This window comes from uncultured Gemella sp., from assembly GCF_963525875.1.
Lineage (GTDB): Bacteria > Bacillota > Bacilli > Staphylococcales > Gemellaceae > Gemella.
In genome coordinates, this window is sequence record NZ_CAURMG010000002.1 from 49879 (window position 1) to 69049 (window position 19171).

The 19171-nt window shown below is 29.1% G+C and carries 19 protein-coding genes; all 19 read right to left on the reverse strand.

The genetic code is table 11. From position 1 onward, the window contains the following. Positions 1 to 45 precede the first annotated feature (45 nt). Positions 46 to 2211 (reverse strand): hypothetical protein, encoded by a 2166-nt coding sequence (locus RWQ73_RS00665; protein ID WP_314406199.1) that lies wholly within the window; start codon positions 2209 to 2211, stop codon positions 46 to 48. Between the two features lie 253 nt (positions 2212 to 2464). Continuing rightward, a complete protein-coding gene (locus RWQ73_RS00670) occupies positions 2465 to 2761 on the reverse strand; it encodes a DNA topoisomerase IV (RefSeq protein ID WP_314084767.1) in 297 nt (98 codons plus the stop codon). Between the two features lie 71 nt (positions 2762 to 2832). Further along, complete coding sequence (locus RWQ73_RS00675) at positions 2833 to 4095, reverse strand: competence/damage-inducible protein A (protein WP_314406202.1); 1263 nt, start codon at positions 4093 to 4095, stop codon at positions 2833 to 2835. 170 nt (positions 4096 to 4265) lie between these two features. After that, a complete protein-coding gene (locus RWQ73_RS00680; protein WP_314406204.1) occupies positions 4266 to 5642 on the reverse strand; it encodes a polysaccharide deacetylase family protein in 1377 nt (458 codons plus the stop codon). A 356-nt stretch (positions 5643 to 5998) separates the two neighbouring features. Further along, entirely contained in the window at positions 5999 to 7459 is a 1461-nt protein-coding gene (locus tag RWQ73_RS00685; RefSeq protein WP_314406206.1) for a DEAD/DEAH box helicase, read from the reverse strand. Positions 7460 to 7639: 180 nt separating this feature from the next. Next, positions 7640 to 8578 (reverse strand): serine hydrolase, encoded by a 939-nt coding sequence (locus tag RWQ73_RS00690; RefSeq protein ID WP_314406208.1) that lies wholly within the window; start codon positions 8576 to 8578, stop codon positions 7640 to 7642. Positions 8579 to 8884: 306 nt separating this feature from the next. Beyond that, a complete protein-coding gene (locus RWQ73_RS00695) occupies positions 8885 to 9640 on the reverse strand; it encodes a GNAT family N-acetyltransferase (RefSeq protein ID WP_314406209.1) in 756 nt (251 codons plus the stop codon). A 55-nt stretch (positions 9641 to 9695) separates the two neighbouring features. Further along, entirely contained in the window at positions 9696 to 10865 is a 1170-nt protein-coding gene (locus RWQ73_RS00700; RefSeq protein ID WP_314406210.1) for a slei family protein, read from the reverse strand. Further along, positions 10866 to 11813: a polyprenyl synthetase family protein gene (locus RWQ73_RS00705; RefSeq protein ID WP_314406211.1), complete on the reverse strand. Its 948-nt coding sequence runs from the start codon at positions 11811 to 11813 to the stop codon at positions 10866 to 10868. It abuts the gene before it with no gap. A gap of 17 nt (positions 11814 to 11830) precedes the next feature. Then, a complete protein-coding gene (locus RWQ73_RS00710) occupies positions 11831 to 12217 on the reverse strand; it encodes a hypothetical protein (RefSeq protein WP_314084790.1) in 387 nt (128 codons plus the stop codon). 222 nt (positions 12218 to 12439) lie between these two features. Then, on the reverse strand, positions 12440 to 12601 hold the full coding sequence (locus RWQ73_RS00715) for a hypothetical protein (RefSeq protein ID WP_314406214.1): 162 nt from the start codon (positions 12599 to 12601) through the stop codon (positions 12440 to 12442). A 160-nt stretch (positions 12602 to 12761) separates the two neighbouring features. Next, positions 12762 to 13217 carry a DUF4064 domain-containing protein gene (locus RWQ73_RS00720; RefSeq protein ID WP_314406216.1) on the reverse strand — a complete coding sequence of 152 codons (456 nt, stop codon included), beginning with the start codon at positions 13215 to 13217 and terminating at the stop codon, positions 12762 to 12764. Between the two features lie 135 nt (positions 13218 to 13352). After that, a complete protein-coding gene (locus RWQ73_RS00725) occupies positions 13353 to 13676 on the reverse strand; it encodes a hypothetical protein (RefSeq protein ID WP_314406218.1) in 324 nt (107 codons plus the stop codon). Between the two features lie 179 nt (positions 13677 to 13855). Further along, positions 13856 to 15085, reverse strand: coding sequence for a HAMP domain-containing sensor histidine kinase (locus tag RWQ73_RS00730; RefSeq protein ID WP_314406220.1), 1230 nt, complete (start codon positions 15083 to 15085; stop codon positions 13856 to 13858). Continuing rightward, positions 15078 to 15755, reverse strand: coding sequence for a response regulator transcription factor (locus tag RWQ73_RS00735; RefSeq protein ID WP_314084804.1), 678 nt, complete (start codon positions 15753 to 15755; stop codon positions 15078 to 15080). Before RWQ73_RS00735 ends, RWQ73_RS00730 begins: the two co-directional genes overlap by 8 nt. A gap of 432 nt (positions 15756 to 16187) precedes the next feature. Further along, the gene (locus tag RWQ73_RS00740; RefSeq protein WP_314084807.1) at positions 16188 to 16358 is read right to left on the reverse strand and encodes a methyltransferase; all 171 of its coding nucleotides are present in this window, start codon (positions 16356 to 16358) and stop codon (positions 16188 to 16190) included. Then, complete coding sequence (locus RWQ73_RS00745; RefSeq protein WP_314406222.1) at positions 16359 to 16940, reverse strand: methyltransferase domain-containing protein; 582 nt, start codon at positions 16938 to 16940, stop codon at positions 16359 to 16361. A 102-nt stretch (positions 16941 to 17042) separates the two neighbouring features. After that, positions 17043 to 18128, reverse strand: a complete 1086-nt coding sequence (locus RWQ73_RS00750; RefSeq protein ID WP_314406224.1) for a GTP-binding protein — start codon at positions 18126 to 18128, stop codon at positions 17043 to 17045. Between the two features lie 28 nt (positions 18129 to 18156). Further along, positions 18157 to 18969, reverse strand: coding sequence for an MIP/aquaporin family protein (locus RWQ73_RS00755; RefSeq protein ID WP_314406225.1), 813 nt, complete (start codon positions 18967 to 18969; stop codon positions 18157 to 18159). Between the last annotated feature and the right edge of the window lie 202 nt (positions 18970 to 19171).

Below are 19171 nucleotides of genomic sequence, written 5' to 3' on the forward strand. Positions count from 1 at the left end.
ACAAACTTTGTTAAGATTTAGAATTTTGTGACAACCCTTTTTTATTTACCTTAAATAATACAATGGTCCTAAAATTTTCCTAATATTTTCTGTTGATTCAAACTCCAAATTCAGAGCATCATCTACAGTTCTTATCTTATTATTCTCTATCATCTCTTTTAATGATGAAGGAACAATACTCAATTTAAATATAGGTGTAATTTTTAAATCTGATGTTGGAACAATATTATATAAATCATTTTCCTCAATTTTTTGTCCAATAAATATTTCTTTAGTTCCTTTTTCAAGATTAACTTTCACATTTTTATTCGCTAAAAAATATGATATTGCATACCCTGCTCTTGGTTCAACAATTATCTTATTATTTTTAGTTGCATCCCTAATACTATTAAATTCATCAACTTTTAAAATATTCGATGCATTTTTTGAAAGATTAATATTCCCTGCAAATGTATATTCAAATTCTACATTAAATAATTTTCTATATACTGCACTAAATTCAATATTCTTCCCTTTTTCGGTTACAACAGCACCTAGCTCATTCGTTTGTAACAACCTGTTCTTAGATACTCTTGTATTTTCTGAATTTTCTCCTGCGATTAAATAATCTCCATTAGCTTGCCAACCTAAAAATTCTTGTTCAGTAACTCCCGTAGCAGTTGGTAAATTAATCATACTATCTATTCTTGAACCAACTAATACGTCTTGACCATCAGATAAGAATTTATCTATTCCTCTCCCTACAAATTTAACATTAACCCATTCGCTTTCTACTTTTTTAAAGTAAATTTCTAAAACAGTTTCAGTTGTAATATACTCATCATCATTTACTACCTTTTTATTAGATCTGAACAATACTTCGTAGCCGGAACTAGGTTTAATCTTTTTACGTAACTCAGCTAGTAGTTCTCCTATTTTCTTCGTTTCAGGCCATTCTAAATCCTTATCCTTAATACTATCATCTACTTTACCAAAGCGCTTATTATAATCATCTTGACGAATTTTTATAGTGTTTGCATTTTCTTTATAATTCGCCTTAACTATAATGCTTTCATCTACTTTAACTTCTGATAAATCTTTAATATCTTTAATTTTTGTATTGTCACTTGCATTCAGTATAGTATATGAATCTACATGATATTTTTCTTTATCAAAAAATTTAGTATCTATCTCACTTAATTTTTGATCTGTTAGTAAAGTTACCTCTTTCTTAGCTGTTCCATTATCCAATATCACTTTTGTATTATATTTAGCTTTTATTTTTATATTATTTCCTAAAACTTGTGAATTCGTCACTTCTTTCTCATCAAGATAATAACCAGAAAATTCATAATCAGAGTTTTTAGAAACAACTTCTTTAATTTCATTATCTTTAATAAAATTTGTAAATGTTACCCCTTGTTTTATTAAATACTCCTTTGTATTTTCCTTAAACTTCGATGGATACTCTAAAGTTACTTTATTCCAGTAATCTTTATCTTGTGACAGTTTTACCTCAATTTTTTTAGCTAAATATGGAACCTCAATATTTTCAGATTTAATTTCTTTACCATCTATTAGAATAGCCGCTTTATTATAACTATAATATTTATCTGGGCGATAATACTGCTCTACTTCATAAGGAAGAATAGAAACTCGCTCATCTTGGGGAACATTTCTTAATTCGATAGTTCTATTTACTACCTCTTTTTTCCCCTCAGTAACTACTAAATTAATATTTTTTTTAGTAAAATATACTTTACTAGATTTTGAATACTGGAGATTTTCAATATTACCACTTTTGTCTATGTCATAACTCATTACATTCATGATTATTCTACTATTTGCTGTAAAGAGTTTTAATAATGTTCTATCGACAATTTTACCTGTTCCACTCTTTTTCAACTGAATTCTAAACATTTCATTAGGAACATTTTGACTATCAAGAGAATAAAAAATCAAATAATTATAGGCGTTCTTTTTATAACTAAGTAATTCAGCATTATACTCTAACTCGTCCATATTAGCATGTATAACGTTATTTTTGATAACAGGAAGAGAATAACTAGTAGTACTAGAAAAGATATCAAAACTAAAAATATTATCTCTAAGAATCGTATCCATTACAGTAGTATTATAATCAGTAAAATAATCTGCCTTAACCTCTAAATCTATCGCTGAGAAAAAACTGCAACACAATAAACCTGAAGTTATAAACTTACAATATTTCAATATTTCTCCTCCTTTCTTATCACTTTCTTTTTTATATTATACCACATTTCATAACAACAGTTATACAAAATGTTGTTAAAATAAAATTAAATAATGCAATTATTATCTGAAAAACTACAATTTGAATTTACATAATTCTACTAAAAATGTAAAGAATTATATAATTGATATTTTAAATGACTAAACATCATAAAATTGACCTATAAGTGTTTTACTTCACTTATAGGTCAATCTTTCTTTTTAAAATGTTATTTTAAGCTTCACTTATATTCTCTAACATTATCTGATCATTAGATATACTAACTTCATCATACTCGTAATCATCTGCAAAATCGTACGAATACTCCTTATATAGGAACATCTCATTAGAGTAATCTAAAAACTCCTCCTCTGGAGTTAAAAACTCTACTTCGTTATAACTTTCATCAGCATAATCTGATAAAATTTCATCTTCATAGTCTATTTCAGTATTGAAGTCCTGGGAATATTCATCATCTTGCCCGTACCTGGGATCCGGTGACTCCAAACTAGATAAGTTCATTGTATACATAAAAATCTCCTTAATATCTTTTTTTATTAATATACATTATACAAAATAGTATAACATTTTACAAGTAAAAACTATAAGTTTTTCAAAATAATTTTTCTTACTTCATTAAGTGCTTCAATACTTGATCTATAGCGGATTAGCTCCCTATCTCCTGTGAAAATACATTTTATTACATTCACTTCACCAAAAGCATAAATTCCTATATACACTAATCCAACAGGTTTACCACTCTCATCACTATTGGGTCCTGCTATTCCAGTTGTTGCAATAGCAAAGTCACTTCCTAACCTATTAGCAACCCCTAGTACCATCTCTTCTGCCACTTTTTCACTAACCGCACCATATTTTTCTAAAAATTCTTCCTTAACACCTAAGCTTCTCACTTTAGATTCATTTGAATAACATACTATTCCTTCAAGCAATGAATTTGAAATCCCACTTTTTTCTACTAACATCGAAGTTATTTTACCACCAGTTAATGATTCAGCTATAGAAATAGTAAAGTTATTCTCAACTAATAAGTTTGCTACTACACTATTCATTTCAGTTTGGGAGCTAGAGACATTCTCATCACCTACTAGATAAATATATTCACCAACTCTACTTTCTATCACGTCTAGTTGTTCTAATATTAATTTTTCACATTCGCTCTCTTCATCCGAGCTTGCAGTTATACGTAATAATACCTCTCCTGTCTTTGCATATAATGCCAATGTTGGATTAGTTTGACTATCCATTATGTCTTTTATTTTCGTTTCTAATAACGATTCGCCTATTCCGTAAAATCTTACATATTTAGAAATAAATCTCTTGTTACTAAATTTCTCTAAATATGGTTTTACACTTTTCTCAAACATATCTCTCATTTCACGTGGGGGTCCTGGTAATAGTATGATGCGTTTGTTATTTTCCTCGATAATTATTCCGGGAGCAGTTCCACAGAAATTCTCTAATACTATTGCACCATCCGGAATTAAAGCCTGTTTTTTATTATTTTCTGTAATAACAGTTCTTCCTGCTCTTGTCAATCTCTCTAGTATTTTCACCCAAGAATATTCATGAAAATAAAAATCTCTACCAAAAAATTCAGCTGCGCATTCCTTAGTTATATCATCATCGGTTGGTCCTAATCCACCTGTAATAATAACAGTATCATTTTCTAAAAATACTGTTTCTAGTGTTTTAAGTAATCTTTCCCTATTATCTCCTACTGTTGTCTGCCTATATACACCTATCCCTAATGCAGCTAGTTCTTTCGATAAATAGGCAGTATTCGTATTTACAATATCTCCTAATAATAACTCTGTTCCCACAGAAACTAATTCAACTTTCATAATAAACACCTCACAAAAATAGTTATTATACTTTAACTATATTCTACATCAAATCTACAAAAAAATAAATAAAGCATACTTAAAACAACACCCATCATAAATTATACTAAAAAAATAGAGTAAAATTCTCAAGATTTATAATTCTCATAGAATTTTACTCTATTAAAATATTATTCTCTATTCGTATAAGCTTGATGTAGTTCTAATTGATCCCCCATAAGCTCTTCAATAGTAACCATCTCAAAACCTTGTTCTGTTAAATACTGTAAAATTGATGGTAATGCATCAATAGTTGTCTGATGAATATCATGCATAAGGATAACTGACCCTGGTTGCGCTTTTCTTATTTCTTTCATTATAGAAGCAGTATTACGATTTTTCCAGTCTAATGTGTCTATATCCCAAAGAATAAATGATTGATCAACCGCTGCCTGAATAGCACCATTTATTGCTCCATATGGTGGTCTCATAATATGAACATCTAATCCACTCGCTTTTTTCAACGCTGCTGTTGTATCATTAATCTGACTTTTAGCTTTTTCTAAACTTATTTTTGTTAGTACTGGATGATCCCAAGAGTGATTCCCTATTTGATGCCCTTCAGCCACAACTCGTTTAACTATCTCCTCGTTACCTTCAACAGCATGTCCAACCATAAAGAACGTACCTTTTGCATTATATTTTTTAAGCAGTTCTAATGCAACAGGAGTTGTTTTTGGATTAGGACCATCATCGAATGTTAAGGCCACAGCTTTTCTATTTTTCTTTTTAATATAAGTCTGATATTTTTCTAGATCTTCGCCTTTTAAATAACCCTCATTTATATATTTATAAAAATCATTAATAGAAACTTCTACTGAATTAACATCTCCAACTTTTGGTTCTGTAATAATGTTAAACTTAGAATCATTAAATGCAAACTTCCAAGTTGCCATATCTTGATCTCTCAATTTATTTATTACCGTTTTAATGTCATTTTCTGATAATCCCTTTACCGCTAACTGTTGCTTAATCTTAAATAAGAATTTATTTTTAGCGTCGTCAGGAGATTTGAAAAGACTTGATAAAGTGAAGGTTTTGCCATCTTTTTCTAGATAAATACTAGAAAGAATTTTATCAACACCAGCATTTACTTCATTGGCAGTCACATTGTGAGAAACTTTTTCAATACTAAGTTCAGTCACATTGGCAAATTTCGCCTCTTCCTCTTTACTACCATAGAATATTATTTCCTTAATATTTTTACCGAAATTTAATTCTCCTTCAACTAAGCCTTTAGTTTCTTCATCTAAACGAGATTTTACTTCGTTTGCCTCCGGTGTATTCGCATTTGGATAATAAACTTTAACATATTTATCTCCAATCCAACCACTTTTAGCCTTACTATCTTTTGCTAAATCTAACTTATCAGCCGCCTCAACAGTTTTTTTTACCTGCGATTGAAAGTTATATTCCTGCCACTTCTGATAAGCAGTATCTCCATAAAATAATAAAAAAGAACAAATCGCTATACATAAAAGCCCTAGAAAAATACCAAATTTCTTCATTATCTTCATTCCCTTCATAATTTAGTGCATAGTTTCTAATAGTTTTAATAAGATGAAAATAAGAGTGACTCAAAAATCATTAATTCGGAAAAATCGATTTTACCAAGTCAACCCTATCTTAATTATTAAAACGTTTCATTATAATTATACATTAAAATAAGGAATTACTCCAGAACATTTTTAACAAAACAACAATAATATTATTTATTTCAAGAAATAATAAACGGTTTAAAATCTCGATTCTTTATAGAAACGAAATTTTAAACCGCCTTATAATAATTTTTCAAATTCTAAATAATTAGCACGTCTTTATATTTTCAATTAAACTTCTGTTTAATTTATAAAACAATTATATTTTATTTGTTTTGCATTCTACGACCTTTTTTGTCGAAGAATTTTTTATCTGTTCCACGACGTTCATTGCGACCTTTTTTATCACGGCTTTCAGAACGACGTCGTCGATCATTCCCTCTATTAGAACGTCTACTTTTTTCTTGTTTACGAGGTAGTGGTTTTTCAAATGATAATTCTACATCTACTTCTTTTTTATCATTAATCAATTTACTTAATAATATAGTGATAATTTTTTCAGCATTAGCTTCAGACATAAGTTTATTAGCTAAACTATTGAATTCAACATGATTATTATCTACTTCAGAAATAACTTCTTCAAATAATCTATTGTGACGAGATTTTTTCACTTCATCTTGTGAGTATGGGCGTAACATCCTCATTCTCTCACCACGAGAATTTTCGATATCTTTTAAATACGGCATTTCTACAGGATTTAAAAATGTTATCGCAACTCCTGATTTCCCTGCACGTCCAGTTCTTCCTATTCTATGTGTATAACTTTCTACATCTTGAGGTATATCAAAATTATAAACATGTGTAACATCACTAATATCAATTCCGCGAGCAGCAACATCAGTTGCTACAAGAATTTGTAGTGAGTTATTTTTAAACTTACGTAAAATTTCTAAACGTTTTGACTGAGTTATATCACCATGAAGACCTTCTGCTAAATAACCTTTCGCTATTAATGCACTCGATAACTCATCAACACGACGCTTAGTTCTTCCAAATACAATTGCTAAGTTTGGATTTTGAACATCTAAAAATCCTATTAATGTTTCTAATTTTTCATTTTCTCTAGCAATTGTTGCATATTCTGTAATATCCGGTTTAAGATCTTCATCACTAATCGTTTTTATTAGTTTATAATCTTTCATGAAGTCTTTAGATAATTCCATTATTGTTTTTGGCATTGTAGCTGAGAATAACAATGTCTGATGTTTTGTAGTTATTTTTGATAAAATAAATCTTACATCTTCTATGAATCCCATATTTAACATTTCGTCCGCTTCATCTAATACTAAATGAGTCAAAGTTTCTAATTTAATTGTTCTTCTGTTAATATGGTCAATTACACGCCCAGGTGTTCCTACTATTATTTGTGGACGTTTTTTTAAGTCTTGAATTTGTCTTTCTATGCTCGTCCCACCAAATACAATACTAACCTTTAATCCTTTTGCTCTTGACATTAGGCGAAGTTGTTCACCTACTTGTTGAGCTAACTCTCTTGTTGGAGCAAGGATTAGTGATTGTAATTGGTCATTTCGCCTTACTGTATCTACTAACGGTATTCCAAAAGCACCTGTTTTTCCTGATCCTGTTTGTGCTTGAGCCAAAACATCAATTCCAGATAATACATACGGAATCGTCTCTACTTGAATACCAGTTGGAGATATGAAATTCATATTGGTTAGTGATTGAACAGTTTCTTGACTAACCCCTAATTCTTCAAATGTTGTCATTTATTTCTCCTTAATATCAATTTTATATACTGTCTTATTTATATAACCTGTTAATTATAGCATGAAAATTGAAAATAATAAAGAAATACGCGTATATAATTTATAGTTATAGGAGTAACTCACCAAAATCTATTTCCAAAATTACAATTTTGTTGAGTCACTCCCACCTATTTTCTTTTATTACATATTTTTATTAGTAATCTCATCAATTTTCTTAGCGATATTCTTTATACTTTGTCCAGAATTACTTAGATTATTCGTATAGATTAATAACATATAATCCTTATCACCAAATACTATTGCAGTGTCGTGATAATTAGCATCAAGAGCACCGTATTTACTCGCGATTTTTTTATTTGAGATACCTTCTTTAATCCATTCTCCCTCATCAGAATCTTCAAGATACTTAATTAATTCAGGATATTTATCGCGCTCTTTATACAATTTTGTCCATACTACTTCCATCATCGCTGGTGTAATTTGGTTATTTTGCGCTTCTTCTTGAGGTAATGTCACACCAAGTTCAGATAAATATTTAACTACAAATACAGATGCTGTTGCACTATTACCCATCAACATATTAGTCGCAGTATTATCTGAATATTGAATCATGTTTTGTATAACATACTCAAGCTTATAACTATCTTTCTTCTTATTATTAGTTATTTGTCCATTACCATCTTCTAAAAACTTCTCATTATAAAATATATCAGCATTTTTAGATAGTTCACCTTTTCTTATACGATCATAAATTTTCATAGCATAAACTACTTTAATCGTACTTGCTGCTGTAAAGTAGTGATTGTCCTCTTGTGAATATCTATATCCTGTAGAAAAGTTTTTATAAACAATACCAATTTCATTATTACCCTTATATTGTTCGATAACTCTGTCTAAAGCCTCATTTAATTCTGTATCACTAAGCTTCCTATTCTCTACTACCGGCTCTTCTTTTTTGGTTTCCTCATTTTGTGCTTCTTGCTTCGCCATTTCCTGTTGCTTAATAGCATCTTTTCTAGCCTTTATATGACCACCTGCAGAAAACACTCCGTAAATAATTAATATCACTGCTGTTGATTCAATTATAAACTTTAAAATTCTCTTTCCAGTCTTTTTCACTACTCTACTCACATCCTCTTTCCATATTCTATTACTAGTTTACTATATATTAACTATTTTCTCAATATCAACCTATATACAAAAAATCACAGGGAAAATAATAAATATACAGCTCTCTAGAAAAGGGGTTGACTAAAAGTCCTGAACTATAAAAAAGTGTGCATTATAACTTATAAACACAGTAGTTTATTGATATCTAGGTTCACTTTATGAAAGCTTCTTAGATATCTAATAAACTGCGCGGGGGTGACTTAACAAAGTCTTGTTTCTTAAAAAATCACGATTTTTAAGTCACTCCCTACAAAATTATACATCTGTTTTTAAGTAAAAATCTTGTTCTGAGATCTTTTCAAATCCCATATTTTCATACATATATTTAGGCGTATCATTCGCATCAACTACTAAAAGAACATTCTCCTTACGCTCATTATCAATAGCATAACTAATAATATGTCTGGCTATTCCAAGATTTCTATATTCAGGTGCTATATAAAGATTATCGATTTCGAAGAAATTATTCTTAACAATAATATTCGCAGAGCCCACTATTTTCTCACCGTCTTTTGCTACGAGCTGTTTAATATTCTCTGATCTAATATCTTCATATAGTAAAGTCTGATTATGTTCAGCCCATTCTTCATTACTAGCCTCAATATCTATCTTATATTGAAAACTCAAATATCTATTCAAATCAACTTTTTGAAGATACTCTACTGAAAAATCACTTAACTCTTGCTCTATAAAATCATTAATTTTTAAATAATATAAGTTTAAATTTATCTCACTAAAACTTTCCTTTTTTAAATACCTTTTTAATTTTCTAGATAATTTCACATTCTCTAAAGCTGCTAAATGAATAAAATTAACACCTTTATCCTTAAAGAAATTTCTACAAGATGAAATATAATATTCAACTTCATCAATTGTAGTCGGCTCTTTTTTCATCAATAAATAATTCCCACTAAAATACAGTTTCGATTTAATTGTTTGATATATTACGTAACTATCAGTTTCAACAACCGACTTTGCCCTAGAATAAATATCTTTAAAACTATAATCCATACTTAACACCTCCTATCATTGTATATTTAAATTGCTCACCTAAGTATTAAGTATATTAATGATGATGTCCGTGTGGTCCGTGATGACGTTCAAAATGATTAATAATATCAAGAACTCGTTCGCTACCTGTTAAGTCATACACATTTCTTAATGTTTCTACATATGTTGGATCATCATGTAATACTTGGAAATAAGTAACTACTTCTTCTTCAACAAAATCAATATAGTCTTCTTCCTCAGATAATGCATTTAATGCCGCACCTAAAAGAATCGGATCTTCTTTAATCTCTGCGTTATCATTATAAAGACCATAAATTTTATCATATTCAAATAATGACTTAAGAGCGTGGATTGTAATAAATAAAGTCTCTTCTGAAATACCTTGAGTCGTTAACACCTCTTGCATAAGAGTACGAATATTATCATATTGTTGATCTTCTTTATATAACGTAATCAAATGAAGATATCCACTAATTGACATTCCTTGTAACTCAACATACTTCTCTAAATACCCCTTAGCTTCATCTCCCTTAGACATATGCCCTAAATGTAAGTATGCCTCTGTAAAATCTGGATCCAAAGCAATAGTTTTTAATAAATTCATCTTAGAATTTTCTAAGTTTTGAATTTGATTATACGCGAATGCTAAAGAGAATAGAATACTTGCATCCTCATAGCCTCGTCCATGCTCATTATAGAAGTTAATCGCCTCTTCAAACAATCCCAAAGCAAATAAATTATCAAATGCAGTTTGGAAATTTTCTAGAGTAGGTTCTTCATGGAAAATTCTTTCACTTAAACTTTTAGCCTTATCTTCTCTTCCGGTCGCTAAATAAATACCTACTAACTCTTTATCAATAGCACGAATTGCCTCATTAAAATCTGTTCCAGCTCTAGCTGATAAAAACTTATCTTCTGCAATCTCATATAACTCATCTTCTAAATAAATCAATCCCTCTTGATATAAAATCGCTGGAGTTTTTGGAGAATTATATAATACTACTAATGCGTCATCTTTTCTATCTAAATATAGTAAGTTATGTACATATCCCTCAATTGCTGTATCTTCTTCTCTATTTTGTTCATAAATAACTCTAGATAATTCTAAACACTCTTCAAATAAACCATTATCTAAAAGTACTGTTCTAAACTCCTCTTGTTGCTCTCTATCTAATCCATAAAGATCAATATTTTTTAATTCCTCTAAAAATTTTTGTAAATTCATCTAATTTTCTCTCCTTGCTAATTTATTCATTATAAAAGTTAATTCACTTTTCACATTAGGGTTTAAATTCTCTATACTAATCTGAGCTTTTTCTAAATATCTTCTACTTATATTTAAAGTATTCATCAAAATCTCTTCATCATTTTTAATAAAATTAATTATTTCTTCCTTTTCTTCATCGGTAGTATCTCTAGTAAAGTCACTAAATAACTCAGAATTTTTCTCTTTTGCAAGTAGGGCTGGTAAGGTAATATTCCCATTCATTAAATCCTGCCCCACTTCTTTCCCAAGATTCTCAGCTCCACCTGCGAAATCTAAGTAATCATCAATAATTTGATAGCTCATTCCTAGGTAATAACCATACGAAAATGCACTTTTGATATTTTCATCAGAAGCTTTAGAAACAATACTACCAGCTACACAAGCAAAAGCAATTAATATCGCTGTTTTTCTCTTAATTTTCTTTAAATAATCTAATCTACGAGTATTAATATTATATAAACCATCTTCTTGGATTAGTTCACCAATACAAAGCTCTTTAAGCGTATCTGCTAAATAATAATGAACTCTTTCATCATCAAATCTAGCAACCTCTCTTAAAACTACCGCAAAAAGATAGTCTCCAACACGAAGAGCAAACTCATCTCCATGCAGTTTGTTCATTGTAACACTTCCACGTCTTATCTCAGCATTATCAATAATATCATCATGAATCAGACTCGCAGTATGAATAATTTCTACTATGCTAGCCATTCGAATTATATCTTTTTTATTCAATTCAAAATTTCCTAATTTAGCACACATAAGTAAAAGTAATACCCTTACCCTTTTACCTCCATTTAGAAAATACTTCTTGATAATTTCATTTAGTTTATCATCTTCACTTCTAGTAATATCAAAAATATCTTCTAATACATCTTGCACCAGAATTTCATACTGTTTTAACATTCTATTCTCCATTAATCTTATATAAAGACCACCGCTTTACTATCAAATTCTTGAAACTCAATATTGTAAAAATTAAACCATGTCTTTATTATACTTAAATAAAACTCTTCCTCAGTCATTCTCTTAGTAAGAATTTGAAAATACCCAACTCGCATAGTTTCAGTCAAAGTACTTAACTTATCTAAATCGTCTTTTAGTAAACTATAATACTCAAAACTATAATAATCTCCCAGTAATATTGACTTCGACTCGATATGTTCGAACCTAGCACTGTGGCTGTACAAAGAACTTAAAGCACAAAAAATAGCCGTATTATAGCTCTCATTACTAAAATTATATTTTTCTATAAAAGGAATAATATTTAATTTTTCTATTAATCTTTCATTATAATTATATTTTTTCATAATAAATCCTTCATTATTCATCTGTATAAATTATACCACAATATTGCAATTTATTAAAATTTGATTATCTATTTTCTAGATAAAAATTTTTATACATTGAATATCCCTAATGATAATAAAAATTAAGAGCAACCTTAAAATCATGATTTAGAAATCACTACAATAAAGTTACTCTATAAACTTATTCATTTTCAAAAATTAAGATATTACTCTTCAATATATTTATATCTTTTCTACTACTAATTCTGTGTCTTTATTATTTAATATTTTTAATGTATTTAATTCATTTATTAAAATTAAAAGCATCACAAATGTAACAATTACTTTTGTATAGACATTATCTATTTTATCAATAATCATGCCTAAAAATACATAACACTGCATGCTATTGATCCAATTAGATCTTTTCATATACTTTGAATTTTTAAAATTTATATAGAAACTATATAAAACTATTAATATTTGACAAAACACTAATATATTACTTAACATACACATTTACCTTTTTAAAATTTAGTAATCTAAAGCATTCTCAAGTTTATTCTTACAGATAATTAACTGTTTCTTGATATTCTTCAGGTCTTTCTTTTCTAACAAATAGCATAATCGCTACGATGAAGTAGAAGATATATACAGGTACTAATAATCCCGCTGTACTAACAGCTACTACTATTGCTAATAATAAGAAAAGTATTGCTGATAAAATACGTTTTTTCATTAAGAATGTCGCTAATAATGCAACTACAACTAATACGATTAATAGAACTGAATACATTTTTAGTCCTTGGATCGTATAGTCGATTATTTGTTCAGCTGATAAATTTATCCCGTTAGGATTTTTAGCAATTTCTTGTTTAAAAAGATTTAAAAATTCTTGATTATCTTTTAAAACTGAAATTTTAAAGAATGATCCATACGTTAAAACTGCCGTTAAAACTATTAAAATAACATTAGCAATCCATGCTAAAACTTTCTCTACTCTTCTATTGAATGGTTTCATAATAAACCCCTCCTTTTATAAACTCAAGGATTTTCCCCTTAATTAATTATAACATAAAACGTTCTCATAATATATAGTAATTTACCTAAATTAACAAATTTTATGCCTGAAATGATATTCTTTAAAGTCCACTATTTAGAAACTTTTATTATCCAAGCTTGTATCTTTATCTAAATTTTTATTTCTATCAAGATATTTTTTATAAAATAATATATGGCACAAGGATACGAAAATGAATAAACCGAATAAATATAATATCCCTCTTGTAATTTGATAGTCATCAATCGTTAGCATAGCGATAATTAAAAGCGTTATTACCTCAACACAATAAAAAATTACTGCTATAATTCTATGAATTTTATTCAACTTCTTTAGTGATTTTTTCGCATCATCAAGAACTCCAATTAAAAAATCAAAAAATACATCAAACATCATTTTTTCTCCTTTACATCCATTCATATATAAAGCTAATCCCCTTTTTAATCTTATTAAACTTTAATATATTTCCATTTATTAAGTATATTATAGCATTTTTCTTGTGAATTACAAATTTCTATAATACTTTATCATATAGTTACATTTCACTTCACAATAAAAAATAATCCCCCAAACCTAATGGCTTGGAAGACTATTTCTAATTAATATCTTTCATCTAGTGAAAAACGCATTTCTATTTTAAAGATTCCATCTTCAGGTGCATATGCTCTAATAGTTTCTTTATGTTTTTCGACGATAAGCTGTGCCATAGATAATCCTATACCATAGCCTTTAATGGCACTATTTCTTGACTCATCTAAACGATAGAAACGATCAAAAACTTTACTTAAATCACCTTTCTTAACATCAGCTTTATTAGAAATCTTCATTATTGCATTTCTTCTATTCTTCTTAAGTGTTATTAGTATATCGCCACCTTCAGGCGCGTATTTAATAGCATTTTCTAATAGTATATCCATAAGTTGAACTATCGATGCTTGTTCACCATAATAACTTAAATTCGCATCAATATCAGTGATTAGATATCTTTTTTGAAAATCTGCTAACTCTCTGAAATCCTCGATTCTTGATTTCAACGCATCTGACAAATCAAAATGCACTCGTTCAACGGTATCTTTTTCTTCCATTCTACTAAACACTACTAAGCTATTTACTAAGCTTGTTAGACGATTTACTTGGTTATGAATATTATTTGTCCACTTAGAGTCTCCATTCTCCATTTCTAATACATCCGCATTAGAGCTAATTATAGCTAATGGAGTTTTTAACTCATGACTGGCATCTGTTATGAATTGTTTTTGTTTTATATAGCTTTGTTGTATTGGAGCAATAACTCTTTTAGATATTAAAATTATTAATAATAATACTGACACTACTACAACAATACACATTAAAACACTATTTCTAGCGAATGATTCAAATGAATCTAATTCACGCTGACAGTTTAGAAATAAAATTAAGTTTCCTACTTCGGTTTTAACTTTTAAGTATCTATAACTACCGATAAACCCGCTAGTCCCACTTTTTTCTATAGCTTGAAATACTTTGTTTTGTAAGGCGTCATGGTCTGGTATCAATGTGTCATCACGATATTCCTTTATTATTTTACCAAAATTATCAACCTTAGCAATCGAAAAACCATTGTAGTCTGTCGGACTTGATGAATTTTTCGTGATTACTAAATCATCACCATCTTCTATAAAGATTTTTGTTAGAGCCTGCGATTTAGAGGCGTCTATTAATGTATTATCAATTCTCTCTTCAAGTTTATTAAAGTTAATAATATTTAATGCTACTGCTAGAACAGTTATTACTACAGCTACGCTACCTACAGCCGTTATTACGAATTTCTTCCTGAGACTCTTAAACATTTAGCATCTCCAGGGTATATCCTACATTTCTAGTAGCTTTGATGTGGACATTAGCATCTAAAGCTTTTAATTTCTTTCTTAAATACGAAATATTAACCCACACTACGTTAATTTCAGAATCACTGTCATAACCCCAGATTTTTTCTAAAAAATGTTCAGTTTGAATTACATTTCCCGGATTTCTCATCAACATTTCCATCATTTGGTATTCTTTGTTAGATAATCTTACTTTATCCTTTTCTGTAGCTAACTCAAATGTATGTTTACTTAAACTTACATTTCCTAATTCTAATACATTACTAGTAAATGTAGCTTGTCTTCTTGTCATTGAACGTACTCTAGCTAATAACTCTTTAGTAACAAAAGGTTTTGTTAGATAGTCATCTGCCCCACTGTCTAAACCATATACTTTATCTTCGATTTCTGATTTAGCCGTAAGTAATAATACAGGCGTACTTTTTTTGTTTTCTCTTAATTTTTTTACAACTGTTACTCCGTCCATTTGTGGCATCATAACATCAAGAATAGCACCATCATATTCATCTAACATTAGATAATCTAATGCATCTTGTCCATTATTAACCACATCAACTGAGTAATGATTATGTTTTAACATTGCTTCAAGAGCATCTGCTAAGTCTTTTTCGTCCTCGGCTAATAATAACCTCATTGACTTTCACTCCTAACTTTATTTTTATGTTATTTTTCTAATATAAGTCTATTATATATACACAAACTAAAATTAAGTTTAAACAATTTTTTTAATTTTAAAAATATATTACTCTTAACTAGAAGTCTTTCTTATAAAAACTTAATATGTTAAACTTCAATAATTAATAAACTTCAATACATAGACACTCTAATATTTTAGTCTATAATTCCACTTTCCCATTTACACATATATTTTACATCATTTTACTAGACAATGTCAAAAAAATAAAATCATTTTAAATTTTTTATTATTTAAAACAACTAAAATACCTATTATAATAAATCATCTATTTAAAATTGAAGACATCTACAAATCCTATCTAAATAGATATTGAAATAACAGTTAAATTCAAATTTATATATTTTTAATTAATAAGTTATAAAAAAATATTTACTTTTTTCCTATTAACAAGCCACTTTGAATGTAGTCTTTCATTCCTTTTCCATAGCCCCATTTTTCTGCATATTCGTCCGTTACATCAGAATTAATGATTTGGAACTTAGTAAATCCTGCTTTTTTAATTATTTCTACTATCTCTTCTTCCAGAAGAGCGCCTGCCACTCAAGTACAGTGCATCTTTCTAGAATTTTTCCACTCTGATGGTAAATCTTTTTTTAAGATAATATCAGATATTACAAACATTCCATCTTCCTTTAAAATACGATGAATTTCGTCGTATACTTTTTGTTTATCCGGTTCAAGGTTGATAACACAGTTACTAATAACTCTATCAACAGATTCATTTTCTAATGGAATATTAATTAGTTCACCTTTAATAAATTCAATATTATCGAACTTCTTATTATCACGAACTTTTCTTGCTTTTTCTAACATAGAATCCAATCTATCCAAACCGTAAAGTGTACCAACTTTTGGATTTTTCATCTTTGTTATGAAAATATCCATCCCTGCTCCACATCCTAAGTCGATTAAAGATTGTCCTTCCTTAATTTTCAAGTGATTAATTGGATTTCCGCAAGAAAGTCCCATATTAATTTCATCAGGAAATTCATTAATAATTTTTTCATCATAACCTAACGATTTACTTAGTTGTTTAGGATCAATTTTTGTCTTTTGTTTATTTTTGGAAATATTATCATAAAAGTTATCAACTGATAATCTTATTTTGATATTACTATTCATTTCATCACCATTCCTTTATATTAAATAGTTGCTCGAATCAAATGATTCAAGCAACTATCACTTATTCTTTATTCTATCATAGAAGTTTATTTTTTTCTATAATTATAGTTTAACAATTTCTCTGTATCGGAATGTTGGATTTGGACGTCCAGGGATTAAAGCATTTAAAGTTTCTTCTTTATACCCAACTACTTTAAACACACGTTCAACTTCTTCTTTTACGATTTCAACTAATTTATCTGGATGAACTTCTACACGTGCGTTGACTGTAAGAAACACTTTATCACTAGCATTGTCTAATTTACGTAGTGTTGCAGTTTCTTTCTTACCTACAATGTTCCCTACTAATCCATCTTTTTTACCTTGTAGAAGGAACTTCACATGACCTACATTTAGATTTAATGAATCGAATCTTTCTCCTAAATTCGCTAAGAATGCAGTAGCTAATGTTTCAAAAGATTCTTCTTTTTCAATAGCGTACGTTCCATTTAACCATCCGAATAATGCTTCGCCATCAGCATATGTATCATAGTCTACTTCTACAATTCTTCTTCCTACTTCTTTTTCACTATTAATAATGTAATCAAACCACTCGTCTAAACCTTCTCCAGTTTTAACACTTGCAGTTAGAACATTTTCATTATTAAATTCTTTTTTAGTTTTCTCTACTAAATCAGCTAATTCTTCTTCAGATAATAATTCAATTTTGTTAATTAAGATAACATCCGCTTCTTCGAACTGTTTATAAATAATATAATCTCCAGGATTTGAATGATCCTTTAGAACTGCTTTTAAACGTGTTGGATCAGCCAGTGCTGTAAGCTGTTTTAAGTTAACTTTTTCATTATATTTTTCTTTAAGAGGTTGCATAATAGTCGCTGATAAATCAGTACAACTTCCTACTGGTTCTGCTAAAATAATATCGCTATTATTCGCTTCTTGAAGATGAGCAATCGCATCAGCAAACCCTCCAAAATTACAGCAGAAACAACTTCCACTAACTTCTTCTACGATGTCATTGTTAGTTTCTAAAAATGAAGTATCAACTAGTTCACTCGCTTGGTCATTTGTAATTAATCCAACTTTACGACCTTTTTCATTTAAACGCTTCGCAACTTCCCATAGAAGACTAGTTTTCCCAGCTCCTAAAAATCCACCTACTAAAATTAAATCTGTTTTGTTTGTCATAATTCTTTTCTCCTCGAATCTTATTATATTATTTAGTTAATTCTTTTTGTTTTTTCAATGCTGGTTCTAAAATTTTTGTAAAGAAGTATCCAGCTAATACTCCACCAACTATTGGTCCTAGTATATAAACCCAGAAGAAACCACCATTTGAATCAGGAAATGACCAAGACCCCCAACCGAATATCCATGCTACCAAACGCGGCGCAAAGTCACGTGTAGGATTCATTCCTGCTTGTGTTATAGGTGCTAATAGACATAACAACGACCCTACTGTTAAACCGATTTGAATCGGTGCCATATTATCATTTGGTCTACCAACATTCGCCCCTTCTGTAAATAAAAATATAATTAAAACTAATAAAAACGTTCCTAATGCTTCTACAAAAATTGCTAAAGGCATAGATATATTATAGCTCCCAGGTTGATTATAATACTCCCCGAACATCTTCGCCGTAGCTACTGATTCAAATGTTCCACGTACTATATTCTTTTTAGCTTCAAACTGAGCTATAGATGAGCTATAAATTCCATACATTACTAATGATCCTAGTAATGCTCCGATGAATTGCCCTGCAATATATGTTGGTAATCTTTTAGCACTCATTCTTCCTGTAAGCACCATAGCTATCGACACAGCTGGATTAAAATGTGCATTGCTAAGGTTTCTAGTCATATAAATACCAAAAGTAACCGCAAATGCCCACAACATTCCTATTTGGAATAAACTTTGATGCGCATCATATAATACTGCAGCAGCAACAGAACCCGTTCCAAAGAGTACTAAAATAAATGAACCAACAACTTCCCCCAAGAAGTTATTTCTTAACGAATATTTCTCCATGAATATCCCCCTATTTTTGTATTTCTATAAATACATTATAACAGTTTTAAAACAATATTTGAATAATTATTTTTTAATTTTAATATGTATATATAGTGAGAATCCTAACTTTTATTTTATATTTTATATATTCTAAAACATAAAATAGATATAATAATATTCATTTAAAACTATAAATTCTATAAACTATAAAGATTTACTA

Excerpts from the sequence above, each read along its gene's own strand:
- RWQ73_RS00745 (WP_314406222.1), bottom strand. The coding sequence starts at position 16,940 with ATGAATAGTAATATCAAAATAAGATTATCAGTTGATAACTTTTATGAT.
- RWQ73_RS00695 (WP_314406209.1), bottom strand. The coding sequence starts at position 9,640 with ATGGATTATAGTTTTAAAGATATTTATTCTAGGGCAAAGTCGGTTGTT.
- RWQ73_RS00715 (WP_314406214.1), bottom strand. The coding sequence starts at position 12,601 with ATGCAGTGTTATGTATTTTTAGGCATGATTATTGATAAAATAGATAAT.
- RWQ73_RS00710 (WP_314084790.1), bottom strand. The coding sequence starts at position 12,217 with ATGAAAAAATATAATTATAATGAAAGATTAATAGAAAAATTAAATATT.
- RWQ73_RS00670 (WP_314084767.1), bottom strand. The coding sequence starts at position 2,761 with ATGTATACAATGAACTTATCTAGTTTGGAGTCACCGGATCCCAGGTAC.
- RWQ73_RS00725 (WP_314406218.1), bottom strand. The coding sequence starts at position 13,676 with ATGAATGGATGTAAAGGAGAAAAAATGATGTTTGATGTATTTTTTGAT.
- RWQ73_RS00700 (WP_314406210.1), bottom strand. The coding sequence starts at position 10,865 with ATGAATTTACAAAAATTTTTAGAGGAATTAAAAAATATTGATCTTTAT.
- RWQ73_RS00705 (WP_314406211.1), bottom strand. The coding sequence starts at position 11,813 with ATGTTAAAACAGTATGAAATTCTGGTGCAAGATGTATTAGAAGATATT.
- RWQ73_RS00685 (WP_314406206.1), bottom strand. The coding sequence starts at position 7,459 with ATGACAACATTTGAAGAATTAGGGGTTAGTCAAGAAACTGTTCAATCA.
- RWQ73_RS00755 (WP_314406225.1), bottom strand. The coding sequence starts at position 18,969 with ATGGAGAAATATTCGTTAAGAAATAACTTCTTGGGGGAAGTTGTTGGT.
- RWQ73_RS00675 (WP_314406202.1), bottom strand. The coding sequence starts at position 4,095 with ATGAAAGTTGAATTAGTTTCTGTGGGAACAGAGTTATTATTAGGAGAT.
- RWQ73_RS00680 (WP_314406204.1), bottom strand. The coding sequence starts at position 5,642 with ATGAAGAAATTTGGTATTTTTCTAGGGCTTTTATGTATAGCGATTTGT.
- RWQ73_RS00720 (WP_314406216.1), bottom strand. The coding sequence starts at position 13,217 with ATGAAACCATTCAATAGAAGAGTAGAGAAAGTTTTAGCATGGATTGCT.
- RWQ73_RS00750 (WP_314406224.1), bottom strand. The coding sequence starts at position 18,128 with ATGACAAACAAAACAGATTTAATTTTAGTAGGTGGATTTTTAGGAGCT.
- RWQ73_RS00735 (WP_314084804.1), bottom strand. The coding sequence starts at position 15,755 with ATGAGGTTATTATTAGCCGAGGACGAAAAAGACTTAGCAGATGCTCTT.
- RWQ73_RS00730 (WP_314406220.1), bottom strand. The coding sequence starts at position 15,085 with ATGTTTAAGAGTCTCAGGAAGAAATTCGTAATAACGGCTGTAGGTAGC.